Below are 22103 nucleotides of genomic sequence, written 5' to 3'. Positions count from 1 at the left end.
GCGAGTATGGAACATGGTGCTTCAGTAACTTCTTTGGTTATTGTCATAATTGCAGCATTTATTACTCCCATCCTACTCCACCGGTTTAAATTGAATATGATCCCGGTGGTAGTAGCAGAAATCATCGTAGGTTTAATTATCGGTCAAAGTGGATTTGACCTGGTTGAACAGGGAAGCTGGCTTGAAATTCTTTCGACGCTCGGGTTCATTTTTCTTATGTTCCTGAGTGGTCTGGAAATAGATTTCTCCATTTTTGCAAGTAAGAAAAAACGGGCGAAGCCGGTCAATCAAGGCACCGGGGCGCCTAACCCTGTATGGGTTGCGGTTATTGTATTTGTCGGAATATTCGTCATATCCCTGGCTCTGTCCTATCTGTTCGTTCTGGCCGGCTTTATTGACAACGCCTTTCTTATGACGTTGATCATTTCAACGATTTCCCTTGGAGTGGTCGTCCCGACTTTGAAGGACGCGCAGATGATGAAAACGACGATCGGTCAGACGATTCTTCTTATTGCTGTGATCGCCGACCTCGTTACCATGATTCTATTGGCTGTATTCGTCTCCATTTACGGAGAAAACGGCGGCAATACGTGGCTCCTGCTTATTTTGTTTGCTGCCGGTGTGCTCTTTTACTACATCGGCAAGAAGTTCCGTCATCAATCTTTCGTGGAAACGATGGCGAAAGGAACCATCCAGATCGATACACGTGCCGTCTTTACCTTGATCCTTCTGCTCGTTGCGTTATCGGAAACTGTCGGGGCGGAAAATATTCTGGGCGCCTTTTTAGCGGGTACCCTTGTGTCTCTGCTTTCTCCAAACCCGGAAATGGTCAAAAGACTCGACAGTTTTGGATATGGCTTCTTAATCCCGATCTTCTTCGTCATGGTCGGTGTGGAAATTGATATTTGGAGCTTGTTTACGGATACACGGGTGCTGTTATTAATTCCGCTGCTGTTTGCAGCCTTATTGATATCCAAAATCGTTCCTGCTTTGATTCTTTCGAAGTGGTATGACCGTAAGACGGTGTTCGGATCCGGATTTATCCTGACGTCCACCTTATCGCTGGTCATCGCCGCGGCTGCGATTGGTAAACGGGAAGGGATGATTGACGATCAGATGGAAGGTGCGCTTATTCTGGTCGCGGTTCTTACGTGCGTTGTCGCGCCGATCGTCTTCAAGAAGGTGTACGGCCGCTTTGAGGATGAAGACCATAAGACGGTGGTCTCCTTCATCGGATCCAACCGGATGACCCTTCCAGTCGTGCGTGAACTGGACATCAACGCATACGAAACACATCTGTATCATACAAAAGTCGATAAAATCGATGAGCGGATCAGCCGGAACTGCTTCGATATTAAAGAACTGGACGGCTACCATGTAGAGAATATGAGAGAACTTGGTGTGTTTGATGTCGACCTTGTCGTGGCTTCTACAGGTGACGAAGAAAAAAACGCTGAGATTGCCCGCTTTGCAAAGGAGCAGGGGGTGGAGCGGATTATCGTCCGTGTCGAGTCGCCGGATCTTTCTGCAGAGATGAGAGAGCTCGGCATCAGCGTCTTCAGCGTCTTCCTGTCTTCCAAGGCACTCTTGAAAGCGATGATCGAGGCGCCGAATGTCCTCGATATCTTGACGAAGCAGGATAGTGCGCTTTATCAGATCAATATGAATAATTCCATGTATAACGGCCTCCATATCCGGGAGTTCCCGTTTACGGGAGATGTGATTATGGTCAGGATCTTCCGGGGTAAAGATTCCATCGTTCCTCACGGAGATACGGAATTGAAGCTTGGAGACCGCCTGATCGTGACAGGTTCCCACGAGTATGTGGATGAACTCAAAATGGAACTGGAATACTGCGAATGGTGCTGATGATGGATTTCCGCTCTTGTTAGAGTCGGAGTTCACATTGTGGGAAGGGGGATCTTCTATAAAGTAGAAGATCCCCCTTCCTTTTTTTACGGTTTAAAAAAGGTGTGAAAGGTTTTATAAAGCCTGATTTGTTTTTCATGGGTGGATAGTTTAAAATAGGAGCAGGTACTAATAACAAATACTAATATATGAGAAAGATGGAGGAGGGAATCAGCGTGAACTTTTCTTTAGAAGGACGTACGTATGTAGTTATGGGTGTTGCCAACAAGCGGAGTATTGCCTGGGGAATTGCACGTTCTCTGCATGCCGCCGGCGCCCGTTTGATTTTCACTGTGGCATCTGAGCGTTTTAAAAAGTCTGTAGAGGATTTAGCCGCTTCTTTGGACGGTGTGGAAGAACCACTGGTCTATGAGTGCGATGTGACGAACGATGAGGCAATTATCCAGACCTTTGAAGAAATCAGCCGTGATGTTGGAACGATTCATGGGCTTGCGCACTGTATTGCATTTGCGAACAGAGAAGAGCTTAAGGATGAGTTCCTGAACACGAGCCGCGACGGATTTTTGACGGCCCACAACATCAGTTCCTACTCACTGACGGCTGTTGCCCGTGCAGCCCAGCCTTTGATGACCGAAGGGGGAAGTATTGTAACATTGACTTACCTCGGCGGTGAGCAGGTTGTGAAAAACTACAACGTCATGGGTGTAGCGAAAGCAAGCCTTGACGCCAGCGTGAAATATCTGGCCAATGACTTAGGGAAGCGCAATATCCGTGTCAACGCGATTTCTGCCGGACCGATTCGTACGTTATCGGCCAAAGGTGTCGGTGATTTCAATGAAATTATGAAAGTGATTGAAGAGCGTGCTCCACTGCGCCGCCCCGTGACTCAGGAAGAAGTCGGAGATACCGGCTATTACTTGATGAGTGACTTGTCCCGTGGAGTGACAGGAGAAGTGATCCACGTAGATTCCGGCTTCAGTACTGTCGCTTACTAAATAAAAGGCTCTGTTATAGCTTGGTGTTGTTATTGAACATCATGGAAACAACGGTGTCCCATCTGAAAAGAGTGATTTTCTTTTAAAAAAGGAAATCACTCTTTTTTCTTGTACAGAAAAGAATACATAAGAGTGAGGGATCCCATGTCAGACCGTCCACTATCCATATAAATCGTGTTCATAGCCGAGTCACTTCTTACCGGAGGAGATCGAGAGAAAGATTGTGTAAATAATACGGAAACTTCCACGATGATCGTCGAAAATGAACATGGGAGTAAGACAGGGCATATATATAGAATGATGACCGACTGGAAAAGGAGAGATCTATCATGGCCGATGAAAAACGTCTTGCCAAGCAGCCGATGCTTTATATTGTTCAGCCGAAGAATCTAAAGCCCGCCGTCGTTCCTATGCAGACGAGTTTCCGTACGGAGCGCTCAGCGGGGTCACGCGGATCTGAAGAGCCCGCTTCCAAAGAAACGCCACGATATGAAAAAGAAGCCCGCATGCGCAGAACCCATTCCATTCACACAGAGGACATAACAAAACGACTGCCTGAGCAAACGGATACTTCTGAAGGGGAACACGAGGAAGACAACGACGATAAGAAGGTATCCAGCCGGGAGCGCAGGCAGCGGTTCCATGAGCTGTCCCTAAAGGAGAAAGTGGATTACTTTTTCCAATTATCCCCGCATGTTCCGAAGATGAAGTGTGAAGTGACGACGAAGGAAGATCAGCTCCGGGGATACATTACGGATTATCAGGATGGTGTAGTCCATATGAAGGTATTTCAGCGGCCATTCCAGAGGGAGATTGACTTTGAGACGATTATCGATATCCGCCTGCTTGGCTTTTAAACAGAAAAACCGCGCTTGTATGCGCGGTTTTTTCTAATAGCTTACAGCGTGCTTGCAGCCGGAAGGCAGGTCACGTGGCAGAAGCATTTCAAGTCGACTGTGATGCAGATCCCGGAAGCGCGGAGATCGCGGCAGCTTTGATCAGCTGGAGATTTCGGATCGTCGTCTCTTGAGTCCTCACTGTCTCCGTTGCGGTCAGAGAATAGAAGTTCAAGAATTGCACATCCGTCATCGTCTACAGACTTGACGCGGAAGAAAAAGCTTCCTTTGACATTACAGCGCTCTCCACTGCGTTTTGAACCGTATCCTTTAAAAGGCTTGCATCCGTCTTTACAGTAAAGAATAACAGGTACTGTATCGAAACCTGATCCTCCGTTACTGTCACCCAGAAGGTCTGCGATTGATTGTTCACAGCTCGTTGTGCAGTCATGCAGGACGTCATTTTGAGCATCCACGATGTCTTTTAGGATGTCAATAACACAGGAGCCTGAATCGTAGTGTTTACCACAGCTCATTGTTTTTTCCCCTTTCCATACGCATTGACGTATTGTCTTTACTAGAATATGTCTGTCAGCGCTGTGGGTGTGGGCATTTGTCCGTATTCGGTCATTCCCGAAGTTTTTCGTGTGGTATGGGCGGACGACTATACCCGGCCAAGCTGAATTCCATAGAGTAACAATGAATTCGATTAAGGAGTGAGGGGAATGTCTGAGAAGAAAAAGGTCATTCATGTCAAAGACCTTGTTATTAAAGCCGATAATGTCATTATTGAACCACAGCACCGCGGACGTCATGACCGGGATGAAAGCAGTGACCGTGTCGATCCATTTTTTGGACGGAAACGCAGAGAAGCAGGGGCGGACGAAAGCAGCTCAAGTTCCAAGAGGCGCCATGATGATGAGTCTTCCGATCGTCGTGGAGGATTCCGCTGGTTCTAAACTCAGTAAGCAGCCACTACGATGTATGTAGTGGCTTTTTTTCTTCTTTAGAAGGGATGGGATCAATTGTTATCGATCGTAGAATTTTTTCTGCTGGCTCTTGCCAGCTTCCGACTGACCCGGTTGATTGTGCGTGATTACATTCTGGAGTGGATGCGGCGTCCGTTTTTCAATGTAAAGCTGGTTACGAATGATCAAGGGGTGGAGGAAGAATGGGTCGAGCCTAAGGGTTTTATCGGTGAAGGATTGAGCTGCCAGTGGTGTGTCGGAGTCTGGTCCTCTGTAATTATGGTGATCTTCTATCTGATCGTTCCTTTTGGGGAGTGGCTCGTCTTTGTCTTTGCTCTGGCAGGCCTGCAGTCCATTTTATATGCATGGACAGACCGCCTGTGACGGCCGGAGAAGAGAAAAAGAAGGAGAAGACCCTGCTCGAAGTGCTGCAGGAAATCGATAGGGAGACGTCGAAGTATAAAGGCATTATGAAACAGCCGGATAAGAAGTTTCAGCAGTGGGATAAGGATTTTGGTGCCTGGGAAAAGAGGTTTACCAAGCAGATGACCGATGTGGAGAAATACCTGAATAAATATGCTGGGAAGATGGAGAAGTTTTTTGAAGGGTAGGCCGGGTTCGTGATGGTGTTTTCCGGGTAATGGAGAATAAAGGAGGCGTTCCTGATGGGATACATCATCCCTGTGAATCATTACCAATACCTGGATTATCAAATAAGGGTCGTAAATTGCCGTCAGCGGTCCTTTGCTGTGGATAAGATTGTGAAGGCCGGTCTCGATACCAAACTTTCCGGTCGTCAGCAGAGGGAGGAGGAGTGCCTTGCCTGCCAGCGAAGAAGCCCGCTCATCACGTCTGGGGATGTTCGTGCCGCTGGGACCGATAGGCAGAGTCCGGGGCCCCGGGCAACTCAGACCATGGGGGAAAAAAATGGGGCAGCTCTAACAGGAAAAGGCAGCTACTTCAGCGAAACTGTTTAGAAACGCTTGAAGGGACTGTAACCGTGATGTTTCAACAAATCTCTGATTCTTGTTATTACCACCATTCCTCTGTCAATATCGGCTATGTTCATAGGGATGACACTGGTCTGTTGATTGACTCGGGCATTGACCGGTCGTCAGTAAAAAAGGTGCTGAAGGAGCTGGAAAAACGACAGCTTCCTCTCACCCATCTTTTTATCACCCATGCCCATGCGGACCATTATGGCGGGGCGTCCTATGTTCAGAGCGCGTATAATGTACATACATCTGCACCCGTATTGGAAGAGGCTGTCCTTTCCAATCCAATCCTGGAGCCGCTTTACCTGTTCAGCGGGGTTGAACCTCTTGATGGTCTGCGAAATAAATTCCTTGAAGGTCCTCCTGTCCGGATTGACAGAGTGGTCGATGAAGGAGAGGTGGCATTCGGCTGCCTGAAAACGGAGCTTATGCTGCTCCCGGGACACAGCCATCATCAGCTCGCCTTAAAAACAGCGGACATCCTGTTTGCGGCTGACAGCTACTTCAGTCTGGAGACACTTCAAAAGCACAGGATTCCATTCCTCGTCGATGCTGGAAAAACGATTCACAGCCTGGAGCGCCTGCTTGATCTCCAAATATCTGGAGCGGTGCCCGGTCACGGGGCATTTGAAAAGGATCCATCTGAAACCATCCGACAGAACATCCTTTATCACCAGCAGATGTTGGACGCCGTTCAGGCGGAGGTCGCTGCCAATGGGGAAATCACTCACGAAGCTCTTATTGCAAATCTTTGTGAGCGTTATGATGTTCAGGCCTCTTCACTTGGACAGTGGCTCCTTTATCGTACGGCCGTGACCGCCTATGCCGTAACATTGACCAAAGCGGGCAGCATTGAAAGTCGGCTGAACCATCATAAATGGGTGTTTTCCTCTATAAGCCGATGACAAATAACGTCTGGTCACCATCCTGAAACTCTGCATACAAGACTTCCTCCGGGGCTTCATAGTCCTGAGCCTTCAGCTGATTATGCAGCCAGTTTTGATCGAGCCCCGCTTCCATAAGATTGTCCCAGATGACTTCCCCGTCGCTGATGATGGTACGTGGAAGCGGGACAGGAAGGGGAGGGAGGTTCAAATCACTGCGGCTCACGTTCTGCGAGAGCGAGTTCTTCAACACAGAAATCGTCCCGTCCGTTTCCAGAACCGCATATTGGACATCCCTGATTGAAAAGACGTCTTTGGAGCGAAGCAGATGTTGAAGCTGGTTGATATCCAGCTTATTTTTTTTGAGCTGCTCCCTGTCTATGTTTCCCTTATAGATGACGAGTGAAGGACTTCCTTCGAGAATCTTCCGGGTGCCTTTGAATTTTTCAGTGATCACTTCGGTCGTGTAGATAAGGATGCTCCATAATATAATAGCAAAACCGATGTCGGGAATACCGACGTCCGGGTCGTAAAGGGCATTTCCCACAAGTTCTCCAAGAACAAGGGCAGCGATAAAGTCAAAAGCTGTAATTTGAGTGATCTGGGATTTTCCCAGCACTTTTGTCATCACAAACAGTGCGGCAAAACCGAAGAGGGTTTCCACCGTAATTTGTATATATTCCATTGAAGTGTCACGATCCTTCTTTTTCGATCTTCTATGCTTCATTGTAGACAAAAGTAAGGGGATATAAACGAAAAAATCCCGCCTTTCTACAGGCGGGAGGGGGTTAATGATTCAACTCTTTAACCATTGTAACGTGCGGGATGCCGGCATCCATGAATTTGTCTGAAATCGTGACATAACCGAGGGCTTCATAAAAAGCTTCCGCCTGTGTCTGGGCATTCAGCTTGGCTTTATCATACCCATGGTCACGAACAGCCTCTTCCAGTTTTTCAATCATTTGTCTGCCATAGGAATATCCACGCTTTTCCTTCAGAACACAGATGCGCTCGAGTTTCCCATACCCTTGGACGAACCTCAGACGGGCGGCAGCCACCGGTTCATCATTGTCGTATCCGGTGAAGTGGAGGGAGGTTTCATCAAACTCATCGATCTCAAGTTCTTCAGGTACCTGCTGCTCGTTGACGAAGACCGTTTTCCTTACAAAGTAGGCATCGTCCAGCTGTTGTGTGTTTCTGACCTGCTGAATATTCACGTGCTTCATCCTCTGCCAAGGCGGAACGTCTCATAGACACTCCATGCACCGTTTTCAAGTTGGTAAAGAAGCTGGAAACGGTCGACTTGATCCTGCAGGTCAAATTTAAGCATGGTCAGACTCCCGTAAACATCAGAGAATTCTTCATCCGAAAGCTTCTGGGCAATCGTAATGTGTGGCACGAATGCAAAATCTTTTTCTTCTTTGAGAACACCGGTATACAGCTTGTCATTCAAATCAAAGATTTCATCTGATGGTTCAATTTTCAGGTAGATGGTGTTGGTCACGGGGGAAAAAGAACTCACTTTGTACACCCCGTAAGAGAATGGTTCTGTATTCTCGGCAATATCCCTCAGTTTCGGGATGATTTCACTTTCAATCTGATCTTCATCCGCTTCAAACGCCTCTTTCATCGTAATGTGAGGGGGAATCAGCGCATAATGAGGGTCATATCGCTTGCGGTAAGAATTCGCTACATCTTGTACTTTTTTTGATGGAAACACTGCTATTCCGTATTTCATTGATCCAACCTCCTGATTGTCCCATTTTAAAACGTTTATTCACCACTAAATATGTTCAATAAAGCCCGTTCAAAATCCTTCTGCCAGGAACCCCATGTATGGCCTCCGTCCAGTTCATGGTACGTATAGGAGACCGGCTTTTGCTGCAGAAGATCCCGTAGTTTCCGATTCGGTTCAAGAAAATCCATCTGTTCACCGGTTGTCGTTACTACGTCCGTTTCCTCCAGGCCGATGGTGTGATCAATCGTTAAAGAAGATAGTTCACGGCCTGTGTCAACGACTTCCAGGACGTGCTCATCGACATAAGGGCTCTGCATGATGACATTTCCGAAAATATTCGGAAATTTAACAGCCGTCATTAAGGCGAGGGTTCCGGCCAGGGAATCACCAGCCAGTGTCCGTCCTCTTCCCATAGTATACCCGGGAAGCTGTTCATCGAGAAATGGAACGACCTCCCGGATGAGAAAGTTGACATAGTCTCCCTGTCTCGAGCCGTCAGGATGATATTTCTCCCTGCGGTCGTATTTGTCCTTGTAATGTATACCAATGAAAATCGTCCGTTCTATACGCTCCTCCTTGTGGAGCTTATCGCTCAACGTGGCGGCACGCCCCATGGAGTAATAATCGTTTCCATCCTGCATGATACAGAAATGGTACTTGTATAGAGGGGAGAAGTTGTTCGGTGTATACACGCGAAGGGTCATTTCTTCATTTAAGTACTGACTGTTTATGGTGTATTCGGTCATGGATCCGTCTCTACCCATAAATAGACCACCTCCTTACAGCACGGAAGTATATAAAAAATTCCCGCTTAAAATTCGATGTAAACGTTGCACTTCTTATTTTATCATAGAATTGTTGAAAAAGTGGAACAGATCAGAAAGCCAATGACTGCGATCACGGATTGAGAAGTTATAAAAAAGTTTGTCGGATCATGTTGACTATGATTGGGATTCATAGTATATTAATCTTTGTCAGCAAAAAACGACAATTTTCTACATAGATTCCGTAGCTCAGCTGGGAGAGCGCCACCTTGACAGGGTGGAGGTCGTTGGTTCGAGCCCAATCGGAATCATCATACAAAGTGCCGGAGTGGCGTAGTTTCTCATCCAGGGAGAGGCTGCGTCATTTCTTTTTGTTCAGCAGTCATCTTGTCCGCTTTTCGTACATATGCTGTTTCAAATGCCCGGCCGGGCCCGGGCATGATGAGAACAGGAGGAATGAACCATGCGGCCGGAAAAAATCATTTCCCCGTGTTATGGAGAAGTGACCGAAGTCCTCGTCCAGAACGGGGAATACGTGTATGAATGGGAGCCCCTTTTTGTGATCAGAAGAGATGGCACAGAGTCGAAAGTAGCGGTGGGCATCAGCGGGAGCCTGAAGAAGCTTTATATTAAAAAAGGTGACAAAGTCTCGCCTGCCACGCTTCTTGCCGAGATGGAAGACGATATGGTCATATCCGGCAGTGATTAATACACGAAAAAAAGGAACCGTCCCGGATGTGGGCGGTTCCTTTTTTTTTGCTCCCCCGTCAGGAAGACGCATGGTTTTTCAAGGAAATGGTTGTGCCGCACGCATCGGCCAGTTTCTGTGCCTGATGGTTAAACCGTTCAAAATCAAGCTCGTCCATATTCTCTACATCAACAGCCTTGATCATATAACGGCCGAACCTCCACACATCATCCTGGACTTTCTCCTTTTGAATGACCGCCAGTTTGTACAACACTTCCATCACAGAGTTCATGACGGAAACATCATGGTGTCCGTAGATGCGGATTTGATAGAAGCATTTATACAAGTATTCGCTAAACGGCACCGGTTCTGCGATAAGGCGGAGATTTTCATTGTCGTCCGGATAATAACGGATCGGCTCATACACATCAGCGAGCTCAATGAGCAGGGATCCGATCCGGTTGATGCAGTTCGTGGCGGTATGAGGATCGTTGAGACTTGGGGAAATGGCGCGTACGGCGATTTCCACAAGCTTCTGCAGAGAAAATTCAATATCCTGAATGTCGATCCGCTCATTACCGATCACGACAAAAGCCCTTGCTTCGTCCGGCTTGAAATTTTCCTTCTGTGTTTCTCCCCAGTAATAAAACAGGGGCATTCCTTTCTGGATATACTCCCCCATGGAAAAAGCGGTTTCCAATAAAACCTCATTCTTTTCGGCCCATTGGATCAAGGAGGAGTAATTCACGCTTTGAATATAACCTGATTTTCCTGTCGAAATGACATTTTTCTCCGGTTTTTTTCGTTCTTCGATATCCTCCTGATCCCAGTCCGTGTAACTGTCATAATTTTTTTCGGAAAAGGTTCTGTTGATCAGATCGGATGTGCTCTTTCGAATGGTCCCGATTAAATTATTCACTTTAATGAAGCGGGAGGAGTGGTGGATAAAGATAATAAAGAAAGCCAGACAGACGATGGAGACGAAAACGGTTAGAAAAGGACTGATTAAACCAGACCCGGAATCCTTTCCAAGCAGGAACAACTGCAGCAGGGAAAAGATGAAACCGAAGGAGAAAACTCCGAGAACGTGCTGAGTGATCCGGCTTTTCATAAAGTCCTGCAGCGTTCTTGGCGAGAATTGCGTTGTATAAGTAGTGAGAACAACCATGATGGTGGAAAAACTGATCGTTGTCATCGTTAGGATGGAGGTTACAAGCGATCCATACAACGTCTGAGCCACTGAGCTCCCGGTAAGGAGGAAACCAGGGAGGGCGTCCTTCCAATTGGATACCACCCATTCATCGAGAAGGATGGAGGCCACTACGCTGATAATGGAGATCACGCTGTAAATGGCGGGAAGAAATAGAAAACTATCTCTCAAATCAATCCAGCGTTTGCTGTTATTCATGTGAAAAACCTGCCTTCTGTATGATCGTTCTCTTCCTATTATGAACGAAATTCAAAAACCTACAAGAAAGAACTATGAATGGACGTGGGATGCCGTCGCTTTCATTCGGTCACCAACAGAGGCGGCCAGGGGAGTCCCTGACCGCCTCTTGTATGTGAGCTGGACCACTACTTATCCTCCGTGAATCCGGTCCATGAATAGAGTACATCGTTATCTGCTCAGAATTTCTTCATAGAGACCGAGGGAGGTATTTAAAACAAAATCCGGCTTTTGCTTTGATTTGTGCCCCTGTACATGGGCGTCGCTTTTTTTCCATGCCTTATAATCGTCCTTGGATAAAAATTTCGTAGTGATGATGACCATCTGTTCCCCTTTCCGGGCTTTCTCTACAGCAATTGATAACCCTTGGAACCCCGGCATGTCCTCGATGGGGAGGGGCTGATCGAAGCGGGAGGCCAGCTCTTCCGCGTACCCTTCTTTAACCGTTATATATTTAGATTCGATATACATTGGATCTCCTGCCTTTCTTTTTTGTGCTACAAAAAGTAACAAACTCACTATACTAGATGGGTGTTTTTTGTGCCACAAAAAAGTTTAAGGCTGTTTCATTTCATTCAAAATTCCGGCATAATGGACAGAGATGGAAAGGACGGAGATTATGAAGCAGTTGACGTTTTCTTCTTATGAAGAATTGGAGGAATTTTTGAAATATAAGTTCAGGGAAAAGGCGGCCTATGCTGGTCTCCCTGAAAAAGATATCCGGCAGATGACCGGTTACAAGGATCGGGCTCAGCAGTTGTGGGAGGAAAACAACTGTGCGGAGGTAATTGAAAGAGAGGGGGAAGTCACCCTTGACGTATGGCTTGATGGGGACGGAAAACGGCATATTAAGCGGGGGCGTCCCAGAAAGAAGACGGAAGATAAACTGACCCGATCCCTTCATGTCCGCCTGGATGAAGAATCCTTCAATAAGCTGGAGAGGTATGCGGAAGACCATGGGATGGACCGTTCAACAGCTGTCCGAACAATATTAAAGAAAATGTAAGAGGGACCGGAGCCCGTCTATTTACAAAGTGTTAAAAAATTCTTCACACTATATTGACACTCCGATTTTTCCGTAGTATATTATTACTTGTCACCAGGAAATACCCATTAATATTTTGATTCCGTAGCTCAGCTGGGAGAGCGCCACCTTGACAGGGTGGAGGTCGTTGGTTCGAGCCCAATCGGAATCATACAAACCCACGTGCTGAAATGGTACAGTTTCTCGTCAATGAGAGGCTGTACCATTTCTTTTTTAAGAAGAAATTCGGATTCTCTAACGTGAGTCGTTACATATTCTTGTATAATGGGTAATAAATAGAAATCAACTCCTTTAATAAATCTCTTCAGGAGGTGCGTCAGGCAGGATATGGGGAAAAAGAAAAAAGATGAAGAATTCGATGATTTGCTGGATGCTTTCAGAGAAGCTGGTTCATTGGAGGAAACCCGGTATTATTATATGAAGCTTCAACGATTTCTGGATCACTATGAAGAGAGCCGAGCTGTTTTTCAATCCACTGACCAAACAGAAAAGAAAGACTACGAGCCTTTGCTCCAGGGAATGATGGATGCCACTTCCAAAAAGGAAGTGGATTATTATGAACATGAAATCCATCAGCTGCTGGATGTGAAAAAGAGTTGATGTTACATTTATTGTTAATTGAAGGATAAAATTGAAAAGAAGTATTTATTTTCTTGTTGGAATCGTGTACACTTGAGGTAGCATGTTCATTATAGTGACTTTACGTTTATACAATAAAAGACTTATCGAGGCGGCCCGCTTTGGTGGATGATTAGTGCATAGTTTTTATGTTTCTAAGTATCTTCCAGCGGCCGCTTTTTTAAGTTTAGGGGGATCAATACTGTGAACACGCTCCTGATTGCCGGATGTATTGGAGGGATAACAGGCGTGGTGGCTCATTTGATGAGAAATGGAAAGGTTTTGGTTTTCCCGAGAAGGCGGAGGCGTCCAAAAGGCATCTACCTCGGATTTTTAGCAGATTTTTTAATTGGAGCGGCAGCTGCGGTTTTTGCTGTCACTTATCTGATTCCTGAACCGGACATGCTTCGGACATTGATTGGGATATCGATCCTTGCAGGTATGACAGCGGAGAATGTGCTGCTGAAAAGAGAGTTGAACGTGGAGAAAGCGAAGGTGGAAGGATTGGACCGGATCAGTCAGCGTTTAAAATGACCGGACCCATCCTTTTTTTGTTTTAGTCCACCAAAATCATAAAGTGGTCCTGTTCTGTGTCGATCGGTGCGGCTTTGAAGATACTGGTATATACAGCTTTTAACTCCTCGTACAAAACCTTCGAATGGATGGTCGTCAAATATGTGTCAGAATGTCTCCGATAGGCTTTCAGTTTATGTAGATCAAGATTGACGGTATACGAGTAAAAGAGATCCTGGGATCTTAGAAAAGGCTGCTCGCGCGGGGCCTGCCCGTCATCTTTTAGCGGGGAGCGGCTGTGGATCCGCAGCTTCTTGGGTGAGGCTGCATCCTCTTCCCATTCGCTTTTAACTCCGTAGAAGGTAGCAAAAGGGGGTTCTTTGCTTTGATCGATATACGTCGTCTGAAAGCTGAACTCAATGGCACCTTCCCTGCCGGTGACCACGCAGAAGGCGAGGTAGGTCCGGGTGGATGCTGTACCTTGAGCAAGCTCTTCTTGGTTGCTGAAACAATGACAGAAACTGGTTCGGGCCATAAGCGGCATCATCCTTCCCATACAATTATGGATAATTATAACACGTCATCCACTATGATAGTCTCCTAATCTACTCCTCCCTAAACGAAAAAACTGCAGCAGCTGTCCATTTGTCGTGTGAAGGGTCACATTCCGCTTGTCGGTGGATAAATGCTGAGGGCACGCCCTCCGCTGATTTGGTCAGGAAGCTCGGGCGCTTGTCCGCGGAAAGGAGAGGGCTTTCGCTCCTGGCGGTAAGAAAAAAAGCTTGTAGAGAAACAGGGGTTTCTCTACAAGCTGAATACTGCAGCAGCTCTTCTATCCGTTCACGGGAATCCCTCCGTTGACATGAAGCATCTGCCCGGTTACATAGCTCGAATCATTGGAAGCCAGATAGACATAGGCGGGTGCTGCTTCCCTCGGCTGGCCGGGACGCCCCATGGGATTGTCCGAGCCAAATTCCGCCACCTTGTGCTTATCAAAACTCGCGGGTATCAATGGAGTCCAGATCGGTCCTGGAGCAACACCATTCACGCGTATTCCCTGCCCCACCAGAGATCCGGCGAGTGATCGGGTGAAAGAGGTGATGGCGCCTTTGGTTGATGCATAATCAATCAGCTGATCGTTTCCTTTATAGGCTGTCACCGAGGAGGAGTTGATGATGCACGCCCCTTTCTTCATATGGGGCAGAACCGCCTTCGTCATATAGATATAGGAAAAGAAGTTGACACGGAATGTCTCAAGAAGCTGTTCGTTGGAAATGTCGAGCACATTTTTCTGCGGGTACTGAACCGCTGCATTGTTGACAAGAATATCGATGGTTTTGAATTTCTTTACCACCTGCTCGACGATGGTTTCACAAAACTCCGGTCCGCCGATATCTCCATGATAAAGTTCACAGCGCCGGCCTTCTTCTTCGACCAAGTGCTTTGTTTTCGCTGCATCTTCATGCTCATCCAGATAAAGAACTGCGACGTCTGCGCCTTCTTTAGCAAAAAGCAGGCTGACTGCTCTTCCGATTCCGCTGTCTCCACCGGTAATGATGGCAGTTTTACCGGCCAGCTTTCCGCTGCCTGTATAGGTCTCATCCACATATTCCGGCAGCGGATCCATTTCATATTCATACCCCGGCTGCCGCTCCTGATGCTGTTCCGGCTGAATGGCTTTCTTTTTCTTCATGTTCAATAACCCCCTATGTACAAATGGTTAAAAATGGTGATAGCCCGCTTCCGCTAGCTTACCCTGGTGTATGGTTTCTTATCCTGCCTTCCTATCAACTGTTGAATTTAAAGTCAACGCGTCATTTTGTAAATTCCAACTGCCATTCATTTAACGTTTCGTCCATTGATGTGTAAATATTCTGAATTTATACTTATTTTGAGTGAAGAAAAAAATCAAATGAAACCAGAGGTGAAATGATGGCGACAACTTTCTCGAAGTCGAATCAGGTGGTTATTGAAAACTTTATCCATGGGGAGTGGGTTCCTTCTGAAGGTGGTCAGGTGGAGGAAGTTCCCAACCCTGCTACTGGAGAAATCATTGCACGCGTTCCTATTTCAACCAAGGAGGATGTTGATAAAGCTGTCCAGTCAGCCAGGGAGGCCTTTCAATCCTGGAAGAAGACTCCTGTCCCTAAACGAGCGAGAATAATGTTCAAATATCAACAGCTTCTGATTGAAAACCGCGATCAGCTGGCCGAAGCCTTGACTCAGGAGAATGGAAAGACGAAAAAGGATGCCACGGGAGAAGTGCAGCGCGGCATTGAGTGTGTGGAGTTTGCAGCAGGGGCTCCGAGTCTCATGATGGGGGATGTACTTCCGGATATCGCTGAAGGGATCGATTCTGGGATGTACCGGTATCCAGTAGGAGTTGTCGGCGGAATTACACCCTTTAACTTTCCTATGATGGTCCCGCTTTGGATGTTTCCGCTTGCGCTCGTATGCGGGAATACCTTTGTTCTTAAACCGTCGGAGCGGACACCGATTTTAGCGAAAATGCTGGTGGAGCTCATCCATGAAGCGGGACTGCCGAAAGGCGTGCTTAACCTTGTCAATGGAGCCCATGACGTCGTCAACGGCCTGCTTGAGCATGAAGAGGTCGACGCTGTCTCCTTTGTAGGTTCCCAGCCTGTAGCGGAATATGTGTATAAGACAGCTTCTCAACATGGGAAGCGGGTCCAGGCGCTTGCCGGCGCGAAAAACCATTCCATTGTCATGCCGGACTGTAATCTGGATAAATCGGTCGAGGGCATTATCAATGCTGCTTTTGGAAGTGCGGGAGAGCGATGCATGGCCTGCTCCGTCGTCGTTGCGGTCGGTGATGTGGCTGACAGCCTCGCAGCGAAAATCAAAGAAGCGGCGGATCAATTAAATGTAGGGAACGGTCTGGAGGATGAAACGACACTGGGACCCCTGATCCGGGAGGCCCACCGGGAAAAAGTGCTCCGATATATCGAAGCCGGGGAAAAAGAAAATGCCGCTTTGATCAGGGATGGACGTGTGGAGCTTCGTGAGCATGATTCCGGATACTTCCTCGGGGCTACGATTTTTGATCATGTCTCTAAAGATATGACCATCTGGAAGGATGAAATTTTTGCTCCTGTCTTAAGCATCGTGCGGGTGGATACCCTTGATGAGGCGATCCAGACAGCTAATGAATCGGAATTTGCCAACGGCGCCGTGATCTATACCTCCAGTGGGAAGGCGGTCCAGCAGTTCCGCGAAGAAATGGATGCCGGGATGCTCGGAGTCAATGTCAATGTTCCTGCACCGATGGCATTTTTCCCATTCTCCGGAAATAAAAAGTCGTTTTACGGCGATCTGCATGCCAATGGGAAAGACGGGGTGAATTTTTATACGAAGCGTAAAATGCTGACACAGCGCTGGTATTAAGGAAGGGGAAGGAAGAAGCAGACGGGACGCTTCTTCCTTCTTTCGTTCCCGTTTTTAACAAAGTATCCATCCGGGGACGGAAAGGTTTTGACACTTTGTACAATGGATTTTCCGACAAATTTATGTATGATAAGAACAAATAACTAAATATTTTGAATTTTAAAATAAAAAAGATTTGAAGGAGGAGCTTCGATGTCTGATAAAGTACAGATCGGCTTAATTCAAGCTTCACATGATGTGGACGGCAGTGAGCCTGTAGAGGTACATAAACAGCAGTCCATCGAAAAGCATGTGCTGCTCGTACGTGAAGCAGCACAAAAAGGGGCGCAGATCATCTGCCTGCAGGAAATCTTCTACGGTCCATATTTCTGTTCCGAGCAGAATCCGAAATGGTACGACGCCGCAGAGGAGATCCCCAACGGTCCAACGACAAAGCTGTTTCAGGATCTGGCTGCAGAATTGTCGGTCGTCATCGTCCTGCCGATTTATGAGCGGGAAGGGATCGCTACGTACTATAACACGGCGGCTGTCATTGATGCCGATGGTTCCTACCTCGGCAAATACAGAAAGCACCACATTCCCCAGGTGGGCGTCGGGGATAAGGGATATGGATTCTGGGAGAAGTATTACTTCAAACCGGGCAACCTCGGCTATCCGGTCTTTGAAACGGCTTATGCCAAAGTGGGTGTCTACATCTGCTACGACCGCCACTTTCCGGAAGGAGCACGTGTCCTTGGCCTGAACGGCGCGGAAGTCGTCTTCAATCCGTCCGCTACAGTCGCCGGGCTTTCAGAATATCTATGGAAGCTGGAACAGCCGGCGCATGCGGTCGCGAACGGCTATTACCTCGGGGCGATCAACCGTGTCGGTTACGAAGGACCATGGAATATGGGTGAATTCTACGGACAATCCTATCTTGTCGATCCACGCGGCAGTTTTGTTGCAGAAGGCAGCCGGGATCAGGATGAGGTCGTCATTGGGGAAATGGACAAAAAATTCATCCGTGAAGTCCGTGACACATGGCAGTTCTATCGTGACCGCCGTCCGGAAACGTACGAAAAAATGGGGGAGCTTCTCCCGTAATCCTGCATCATGATCGCACAGAAAGTTCTGCATAGGGCCGGGGGCTGGAAGGAATCTATGCAGGGCTTTTTTTATAAATCCGTATCTTACTGAAAGAGGGGGATCAGATTGACACAGTTGAAAAGCAAGGGGATATCACTGGAGAATCTGCAGGTGAATTTTGATGAGGTCCATGACGGATTGAATGCCCAGGAGGCGATGGAGGAATCCAACCGCTGCCTGTACTGCTATGATGCGCCCTGTATTCAGGCATGCCCGACAGGAATCGATATTCCGAAGTTCATTAAAAAAATTGCTTCCGGGAATTTGAAGGGATCAGCGAAGACGATTATGTCCTCCAACCCTGTCGGTGCTACATGTGCCCGCGTCTGCCCGACAGAAGAACTTTGTGAGGGTGCCTGTGTGTTGAACCATTCGACAGAACCCATCTTAATCGGTGATCTGCAGCGGTTCGCAACAGACTGGGCGATCCAGAATGAACAGCTGCTATTCAAGCCCGGAGAGAAAAACGGAATGAGTGTCGCTGTCATCGGAGGGGGTCCCGCCGGCTTGTCTACAGCGCGGGAACTGGCGCGCTTCGGTTATGATGTCACGATTTTTGAAGCGGCAGAAGAAGCAGGAGGGCTGGATACATACGGCATCGTATCATTCCGTCTGCCGCAGAACATTTCCCGGTGGGAAGTGGACCAGGTGGCACAGCTGGATGTGAAAATCAGGACGAATACGGCGGTTGGAGCGGATATTTCTTTTGAGGAGCTGTCCGATCAGTTTGATGCCATTGCTTTGACGATCGGGATGGGTCACGTTCCGATGCTCGGCATTCCGGGTGAGGATATGGCCGGTGTTCATGATGCGATCGAATTTGTAAAAGAAACGAAATCCGGTCCGGTAACAGATGAGCTGCTTGGACGCAGAGTCATTGTGATCGGAGCCGGAAACACAGCGATTGATGCAGCCACCTGTGCCGCTCGTAAAGGGGCGGAGGACGTGAAGATTGTATACCGCCGGACTAGAAAAGAAATGACAGCCTATGAGTTTGAGTACGATTTTGCCAAACAGGACGATGTCCAGTTCCACTGGCTTACCCAGCCTGTAGAAGTTCTTGGGAATGAGGCGGGTCATGTCACGCACTTGAAATGTGTGGAGATGAAGCTTGGTACCCCTGATGAAGATGGAAGGAAAAGACCGGAACCTGTACCGGGATCCGAATTCATGATGGAGGCAGATGCCGTGATCAAAGCTATCGGTCAGACCCGCTACACCGATTTAATTGAATCGTTTGGTCTGGATCATGAAGGCGGCGTCGTTAAAGTCGACCCCGTCACTCTAAGAACCTCCCAATCCAATGTCTTTGCTGCCGGGGATGTCATTTTTGCGAAGGGGCAGGGAGAGGCCATGGTCGTAACGGCTGCCCAGCAGGGAAAAGAAGTCGCTATGGCGATTCATAAACAACTTTCCCCTGCTCCTACGGCTGCGGTTTAACAGAATAAAACTACGAGGAGGAATCTTATGGCTGACCTACGATTAAATCTGGCAGGGATTGAATCTCCCAACCCATTCTGGCTGGCATCTGCACCACCGACCAACTCAGGATATCAGGTGCAGCGGGCATTTGAAGCAGGATGGGGGGGAGCCGTGTGGAAAACGCTCGGTGATCCCATCCTGAACGTGTCTTCCCGGTTCGCTGCTGTCTCCTATGGCGGCAAGCGGGTGGCGGGATTTAACAATATTGAATTGATTACAGACCGTCCACTTGAAGTGAACTTGAAGGAAATCTATGAAACGAAGAAAAGATTTCCGGATCATGCGATTATCGCATCTCTCATGGTCGAACCAACACAGGAAAAATGGCACGAAATCGTCAAACGCGTCGAAGATGTCGGAGTGGACGGGCTTGAATTGAACTTCGGATGTCCGCACGGCATGGCAGAACGAGGCATGGGGGCGGCTTCAGGTCAGGTCCCTGAGCTTGTGGAAAAACAGACCGCCTGGGCGAAGGAAGTGGCGCAGACACCGGTCATAGTGAAGCTCACGCCGAATATTACCGACATCACGTTTACAGCGGAAGCAGCCGTCAACGGAGGCGCAGACGCGGTCAGTATGATCAACACGATTAACAGCCTCGCCGGTGTGGATCTGGACTCATGGGATACGGTACCCAACGTCGCCGGCAAGGGCGCTCATGGAGGGTATTGCGGTCCTGCTGTGAAACCGATCGCCTTGAACATGGTCGCTGAATGTGCCCGTCATCCGAAAATCAATGTGCCGATTTCAGGGATGGGCGGCGTTTCCAGCTGGCGTGAAGCGGTCGAATTCATGCTGATGGGGGCGACAGGTGTGCAGGTGTGTACAGCCGCCATGCACCACGGCTTCAGCATCGTAGAGGATATGATCGACGGGTTGGACAACTATTTGGATGACAAGGGCCTTGATTCGGTCATGGACATTGTCGGGAAGTCTGTTGAGAAGTATTCCGACTGGGGCAATCTTGATCTGAACCACCAGGTTGTTGCCAAGATCAACAATGATGTGTGCATCAACTGCAACAAGTGTCATATTGCCTGTGAGGACACCTCCCACCAGTGTATCGATATGCTGAAGGATGACAAGGGCCGGGATATTTTGAAGGTCCGCGAGGAAGATTGTGTCGGATGTAATTTGTGCAGCATCGTCTGTCCGGTGGACGGAGCCATTGATATGGTGGAGTACGCTAATGGAAAGCCACCGATGACATGGAACGAGCGGCAGGCAGCGATTGGAGCCACTCCATCGTGCAGTGTGGATTTGATCAAGTAATTTAATGGAGGGATTGGATGAGAAAAATTATAAAGAATGGAACGATTGTTACTGCAGCGGATACGTATCAGGCGGATCTTTTGATCGAAGATGAAAAAATAGCGATGATCGGTCATGATTTTGATGAGGCTTCCGCAGAAGTCGTCGACGCCGCCGGCCGCTACATTTTTCCAGGTGCGATTGATCCGCATACCCACCTGGAAATGCCGTTCGGGGGCACGGTCAGTAAGGATGATTTCGAAACAGGAACCATTGCGGCGGCCCATGGAGGAACAACAACGGTGATCGATTTCTGTTTAACCGATAAAGGGAAGCCGCTCCAAAATTCCATCGATCAATGGCATGCCAAATCCCAGGATAAATCGGTCATAGACTACAGTTTTCATCTGATGATCAGCGAAATGAACGAAAGTGTACTGGATCAGCTTCCTTCGGTCATTGAAGACGAAGGAATCACTTCATTCAAAGTGTTTATGGCGTATAAAAATGTATTCCAATCCGATGACGGCACGCTTTTTAAAACGCTGGAACAGGCTAAGAAGCTGGGGGCGCTTGTCATGGTTCATGCCGAAAACGGTGACGTCATCGATCACTTAGTGAAGAAGGCCCTTGATGCAGGTCAGACGGATCCGATCTATCATGCGCTGACCCGTCCGCCGGAAGTGGAGGGAGAAGCGACCAACCGGGCAGCAGAATTGACCGGGCTGGCCGATTCCCAGCTATACGTCGTCCACGTCACCTGTGAGCAGGCCGTTTCCGCTATTGCCGCAGCAAGAAAGAAAGGCTATAACGTCATTGGAGAAACATGTCCACAGTATTTGGTCCTCGATCAGAGCTATCTGGAAAAGCCGGACTTTGAAGGGGCGAAATACGTCTGGTCCCCGCCTCTACGAGAAAAGCACCATCAGGAAGTACTGTGGAATGCATTGAAGACCGGCGATCTGCAGACGCTCGGTTCAGATCAGTGTTCCTTCGACTTCAAGGGGCAGAAAGACCTTGGCAGAGGAGACTTTACCAAGATTCCGAATGGCGGCCCCATCATTGAAGACCGTGTCAGCATTTTATTCTCCGAAGGTGTGAAAAAAGGGCGGATCACATTGAATGAATTCGTCAATATTACATCGACGAAAATAGCGAAAACGTTTGGATTGTTCCCGCAAAAAGGGACGATTTCCGTTGGAGCGGATGCGGATCTTGTGATCTTCGATCCGGATGTGGAACGGACGATTTCTGTTGAGACGAGCCATATGGCTGCAGATTACAACCCGTTTGAAGGCATGCAGGTGACAGGGCAGACGGTCAGTGTCCTCTCGCGCGGGGAATTTGTGATCAAAGACCAGCAGTTCGTCGGAAAAATTGGAAGCGGCCGTTATTTGAAGCGTTCCAAGTTTGGCAGTCAAACGTCTTCTCAGGAGAAGCTTTACCAGAAGTAGCCCCCGGTTAAGAAATAAAAAGGCTG

At 48.0% G+C, this 22103-nt stretch carries 26 protein-coding genes and 2 tRNA genes; 19 read left to right on the top strand and 9 right to left on the bottom strand.

Annotated elements, in window-relative coordinates; translation table 11 throughout:
• The first annotated feature begins 6 nt into the window (after positions 1-6).
• From GLV97_RS13805 to GLV97_RS13795, 3 genes are all read left to right on the top strand, one after another.
• Positions 7-1869 carry a monovalent cation:proton antiporter family protein gene (locus GLV97_RS13805; protein WP_160834935.1) on the top strand — a complete coding sequence of 621 codons (1863 nt, stop codon included), beginning with the start codon at positions 7-9 and terminating at the stop codon, positions 1867-1869.
• A gap of 215 nt (positions 1870-2084) precedes the next feature.
• Entirely contained in the window at positions 2085-2864 is a 780-nt protein-coding gene (gene fabI, locus GLV97_RS13800; protein WP_224871692.1) for an enoyl-ACP reductase FabI, read from the top strand.
• Between the two features lie 329 nt (positions 2865-3193).
• Entirely contained in the window at positions 3194-3721 is a 528-nt protein-coding gene (locus tag GLV97_RS13795; RefSeq protein WP_160834936.1) for a CotO family spore coat protein, read from the top strand.
• 41 nt (positions 3722-3762) lie between these two features.
• Here GLV97_RS13795 and GLV97_RS13790 read toward each other — a convergent pair whose 3' ends face one another.
• On the bottom strand, positions 3763-4236 hold the full coding sequence (locus tag GLV97_RS13790; RefSeq protein WP_160834937.1) for a CotY/CotZ family spore coat protein: 474 nt from the start codon (positions 4234-4236) through the stop codon (positions 3763-3765).
• A 189-nt stretch (positions 4237-4425) separates the two neighbouring features.
• On the opposite strand from GLV97_RS13790, the gene GLV97_RS13785 reads away from it, so the two are divergent.
• From GLV97_RS13785 to GLV97_RS13765, 5 genes are all read left to right on the top strand, one after another.
• Positions 4426-4659 carry a hypothetical protein gene (locus GLV97_RS13785; RefSeq protein ID WP_160834938.1) on the top strand — a complete coding sequence of 78 codons (234 nt, stop codon included), beginning with the start codon at positions 4426-4428 and terminating at the stop codon, positions 4657-4659.
• Between the two features lie 66 nt (positions 4660-4725).
• Positions 4726-5052: a DUF1360 domain-containing protein gene (locus GLV97_RS13780; protein ID WP_160834939.1), complete on the top strand. Its 327-nt coding sequence runs from the start codon at positions 4726-4728 to the stop codon at positions 5050-5052.
• Complete coding sequence (locus tag GLV97_RS13775; protein WP_224871688.1) at positions 5049-5279, top strand: hypothetical protein; 231 nt, start codon at positions 5049-5051, stop codon at positions 5277-5279. The genes GLV97_RS13780 and GLV97_RS13775 overlap by 4 nt, the downstream gene beginning before the upstream one ends.
• Positions 5280-5333: 54 nt before the next feature.
• Positions 5334-5645 (top strand): hypothetical protein, encoded by a 312-nt coding sequence (locus tag GLV97_RS13770; protein WP_160889893.1) that lies wholly within the window; start codon positions 5334-5336, stop codon positions 5643-5645.
• 26 nt (positions 5646-5671) lie between these two features.
• Positions 5672-6568 (top strand): MBL fold metallo-hydrolase, encoded by an 897-nt coding sequence (locus tag GLV97_RS13765; RefSeq protein WP_202410650.1) that lies wholly within the window; start codon positions 5672-5674, stop codon positions 6566-6568.
• Here the strand turns inward: GLV97_RS13765 and GLV97_RS13760 are convergent.
• The 4 genes from GLV97_RS13760 to GLV97_RS13745 form a co-directional block, all read right to left on the bottom strand.
• Positions 6555-7232, bottom strand: coding sequence for a DUF421 domain-containing protein (locus tag GLV97_RS13760; RefSeq protein ID WP_160889891.1), 678 nt, complete (start codon positions 7230-7232; stop codon positions 6555-6557). The two genes, GLV97_RS13765 and GLV97_RS13760, sit on opposite strands and share 14 nt — an antisense overlap.
• A 103-nt stretch (positions 7233-7335) precedes the next feature.
• Entirely contained in the window at positions 7336-7764 is a 429-nt protein-coding gene (locus GLV97_RS13755; protein ID WP_337194107.1) for a GNAT family N-acetyltransferase, read from the bottom strand.
• Positions 7765-7769: 5 nt separating this feature from the next.
• Positions 7770-8285: a YjcG family protein gene (locus tag GLV97_RS13750; RefSeq protein ID WP_160841621.1), complete on the bottom strand. Its 516-nt coding sequence runs from the start codon at positions 8283-8285 to the stop codon at positions 7770-7772.
• A 35-nt stretch (positions 8286-8320) separates the two neighbouring features.
• Entirely contained in the window at positions 8321-9049 is a 729-nt protein-coding gene (locus tag GLV97_RS13745) for an alpha/beta hydrolase (protein ID WP_160889889.1), read from the bottom strand.
• 238 nt (positions 9050-9287) lie between these two features.
• On the opposite strand from GLV97_RS13745, the gene GLV97_RS13740 reads away from it, so the two are divergent.
• A tRNA-Val gene (locus tag GLV97_RS13740) sits at positions 9288-9360 on the top strand.
• Between the two features lie 152 nt (positions 9361-9512).
• Positions 9513-9758 carry a biotin/lipoyl-containing protein gene (locus tag GLV97_RS13735; RefSeq protein WP_160834947.1) on the top strand — a complete coding sequence of 82 codons (246 nt, stop codon included), beginning with the start codon at positions 9513-9515 and terminating at the stop codon, positions 9756-9758.
• A 58-nt stretch (positions 9759-9816) separates the two neighbouring features.
• Here GLV97_RS13735 and GLV97_RS13730 read toward each other — a convergent pair whose 3' ends face one another.
• Together GLV97_RS13730 and GLV97_RS13725 are read right to left on the bottom strand one after the other, a co-directional pair.
• Positions 9817-11145, bottom strand: coding sequence for a DUF2254 domain-containing protein (locus GLV97_RS13730; RefSeq protein ID WP_160889888.1), 1329 nt, complete (start codon positions 11143-11145; stop codon positions 9817-9819).
• 210 nt (positions 11146-11355) lie between these two features.
• A complete protein-coding gene (locus tag GLV97_RS13725; RefSeq protein ID WP_160841617.1) occupies positions 11356-11655 on the bottom strand; it encodes an antibiotic biosynthesis monooxygenase in 300 nt (99 codons plus the stop codon).
• A 148-nt stretch (positions 11656-11803) separates the two neighbouring features.
• Between GLV97_RS13725 and GLV97_RS13720 the strand changes: the two genes are divergently transcribed.
• The 4 genes from GLV97_RS13720 (at position 11804) to GLV97_RS13705 (ending at position 13381) form a co-directional block, all read left to right on the top strand.
• Positions 11804-12190 carry a hypothetical protein gene (locus GLV97_RS13720; RefSeq protein WP_160889887.1) on the top strand — a complete coding sequence of 129 codons (387 nt, stop codon included), beginning with the start codon at positions 11804-11806 and terminating at the stop codon, positions 12188-12190.
• 117 nt (positions 12191-12307) lie between these two features.
• Positions 12308-12380, top strand: a tRNA-Val gene (locus tag GLV97_RS13715).
• 176 nt (positions 12381-12556) lie between these two features.
• Positions 12557-12829, top strand: coding sequence for a hypothetical protein (locus GLV97_RS13710; protein ID WP_160834950.1), 273 nt, complete (start codon positions 12557-12559; stop codon positions 12827-12829).
• Between the two features lie 222 nt (positions 12830-13051).
• Positions 13052-13381, top strand: coding sequence for a DUF4257 domain-containing protein (locus GLV97_RS13705; protein WP_160834951.1), 330 nt, complete (start codon positions 13052-13054; stop codon positions 13379-13381).
• A 22-nt stretch (positions 13382-13403) separates the two neighbouring features.
• Here the strand turns inward: GLV97_RS13705 and GLV97_RS13700 are convergent, their stop codons facing one another.
• A complete protein-coding gene (locus GLV97_RS13700) occupies positions 13404-13895 on the bottom strand; it encodes a hypothetical protein (RefSeq protein WP_160889886.1) in 492 nt (163 codons plus the stop codon).
• Positions 13896-14192: 297 nt separating this feature from the next.
• A complete protein-coding gene (locus GLV97_RS13695) occupies positions 14193-15053 on the bottom strand; it encodes an SDR family oxidoreductase (protein WP_160834953.1) in 861 nt (286 codons plus the stop codon).
• Between the two features lie 239 nt (positions 15054-15292).
• Between GLV97_RS13695 and GLV97_RS13690 the strand changes: the two genes are divergently transcribed.
• The 5 genes from GLV97_RS13690 to hydA all read left to right on the top strand — a co-directional run bounded on the left by GLV97_RS13690 (position 15293) and on the right by hydA (position 22077).
• Complete coding sequence (locus GLV97_RS13690) at positions 15293-16765, top strand: CoA-acylating methylmalonate-semialdehyde dehydrogenase (protein ID WP_160834954.1); 1473 nt, start codon at positions 15293-15295, stop codon at positions 16763-16765.
• Positions 16766-16957: 192 nt separating this feature from the next.
• Positions 16958-17848, top strand: a complete 891-nt coding sequence (locus GLV97_RS13685) for a nitrilase-related carbon-nitrogen hydrolase (RefSeq protein WP_160889885.1) — start codon at positions 16958-16960, stop codon at positions 17846-17848.
• Positions 17849-17956: 108 nt separating this feature from the next.
• Positions 17957-19330 carry an NAD(P)-dependent oxidoreductase gene (locus tag GLV97_RS13680; protein WP_160834956.1) on the top strand — a complete coding sequence of 458 codons (1374 nt, stop codon included), beginning with the start codon at positions 17957-17959 and terminating at the stop codon, positions 19328-19330.
• A gap of 27 nt (positions 19331-19357) precedes the next feature.
• Positions 19358-20644 carry an NAD-dependent dihydropyrimidine dehydrogenase subunit PreA gene (gene preA, locus GLV97_RS13675; protein ID WP_160889884.1) on the top strand — a complete coding sequence of 429 codons (1287 nt, stop codon included), beginning with the start codon at positions 19358-19360 and terminating at the stop codon, positions 20642-20644.
• A 17-nt stretch (positions 20645-20661) separates the two neighbouring features.
• Positions 20662-22077 carry a dihydropyrimidinase gene (gene hydA, locus GLV97_RS13670; RefSeq protein WP_160889883.1) on the top strand — a complete coding sequence of 472 codons (1416 nt, stop codon included), beginning with the start codon at positions 20662-20664 and terminating at the stop codon, positions 22075-22077.
• Positions 22078-22103 lie beyond the last annotated feature (26 nt).

The sequence above is a fragment of the Halobacillus litoralis genome, from assembly GCF_009856355.1.
Taxonomy (GTDB): domain Bacteria; phylum Bacillota; class Bacilli; order Bacillales; family Halobacillaceae; genus Halobacillus; species Halobacillus litoralis_B.
The sequence above is the reverse complement of the archived record's forward strand: the minus strand, read 5'-3'. Positions and strand labels throughout refer to the sequence as shown.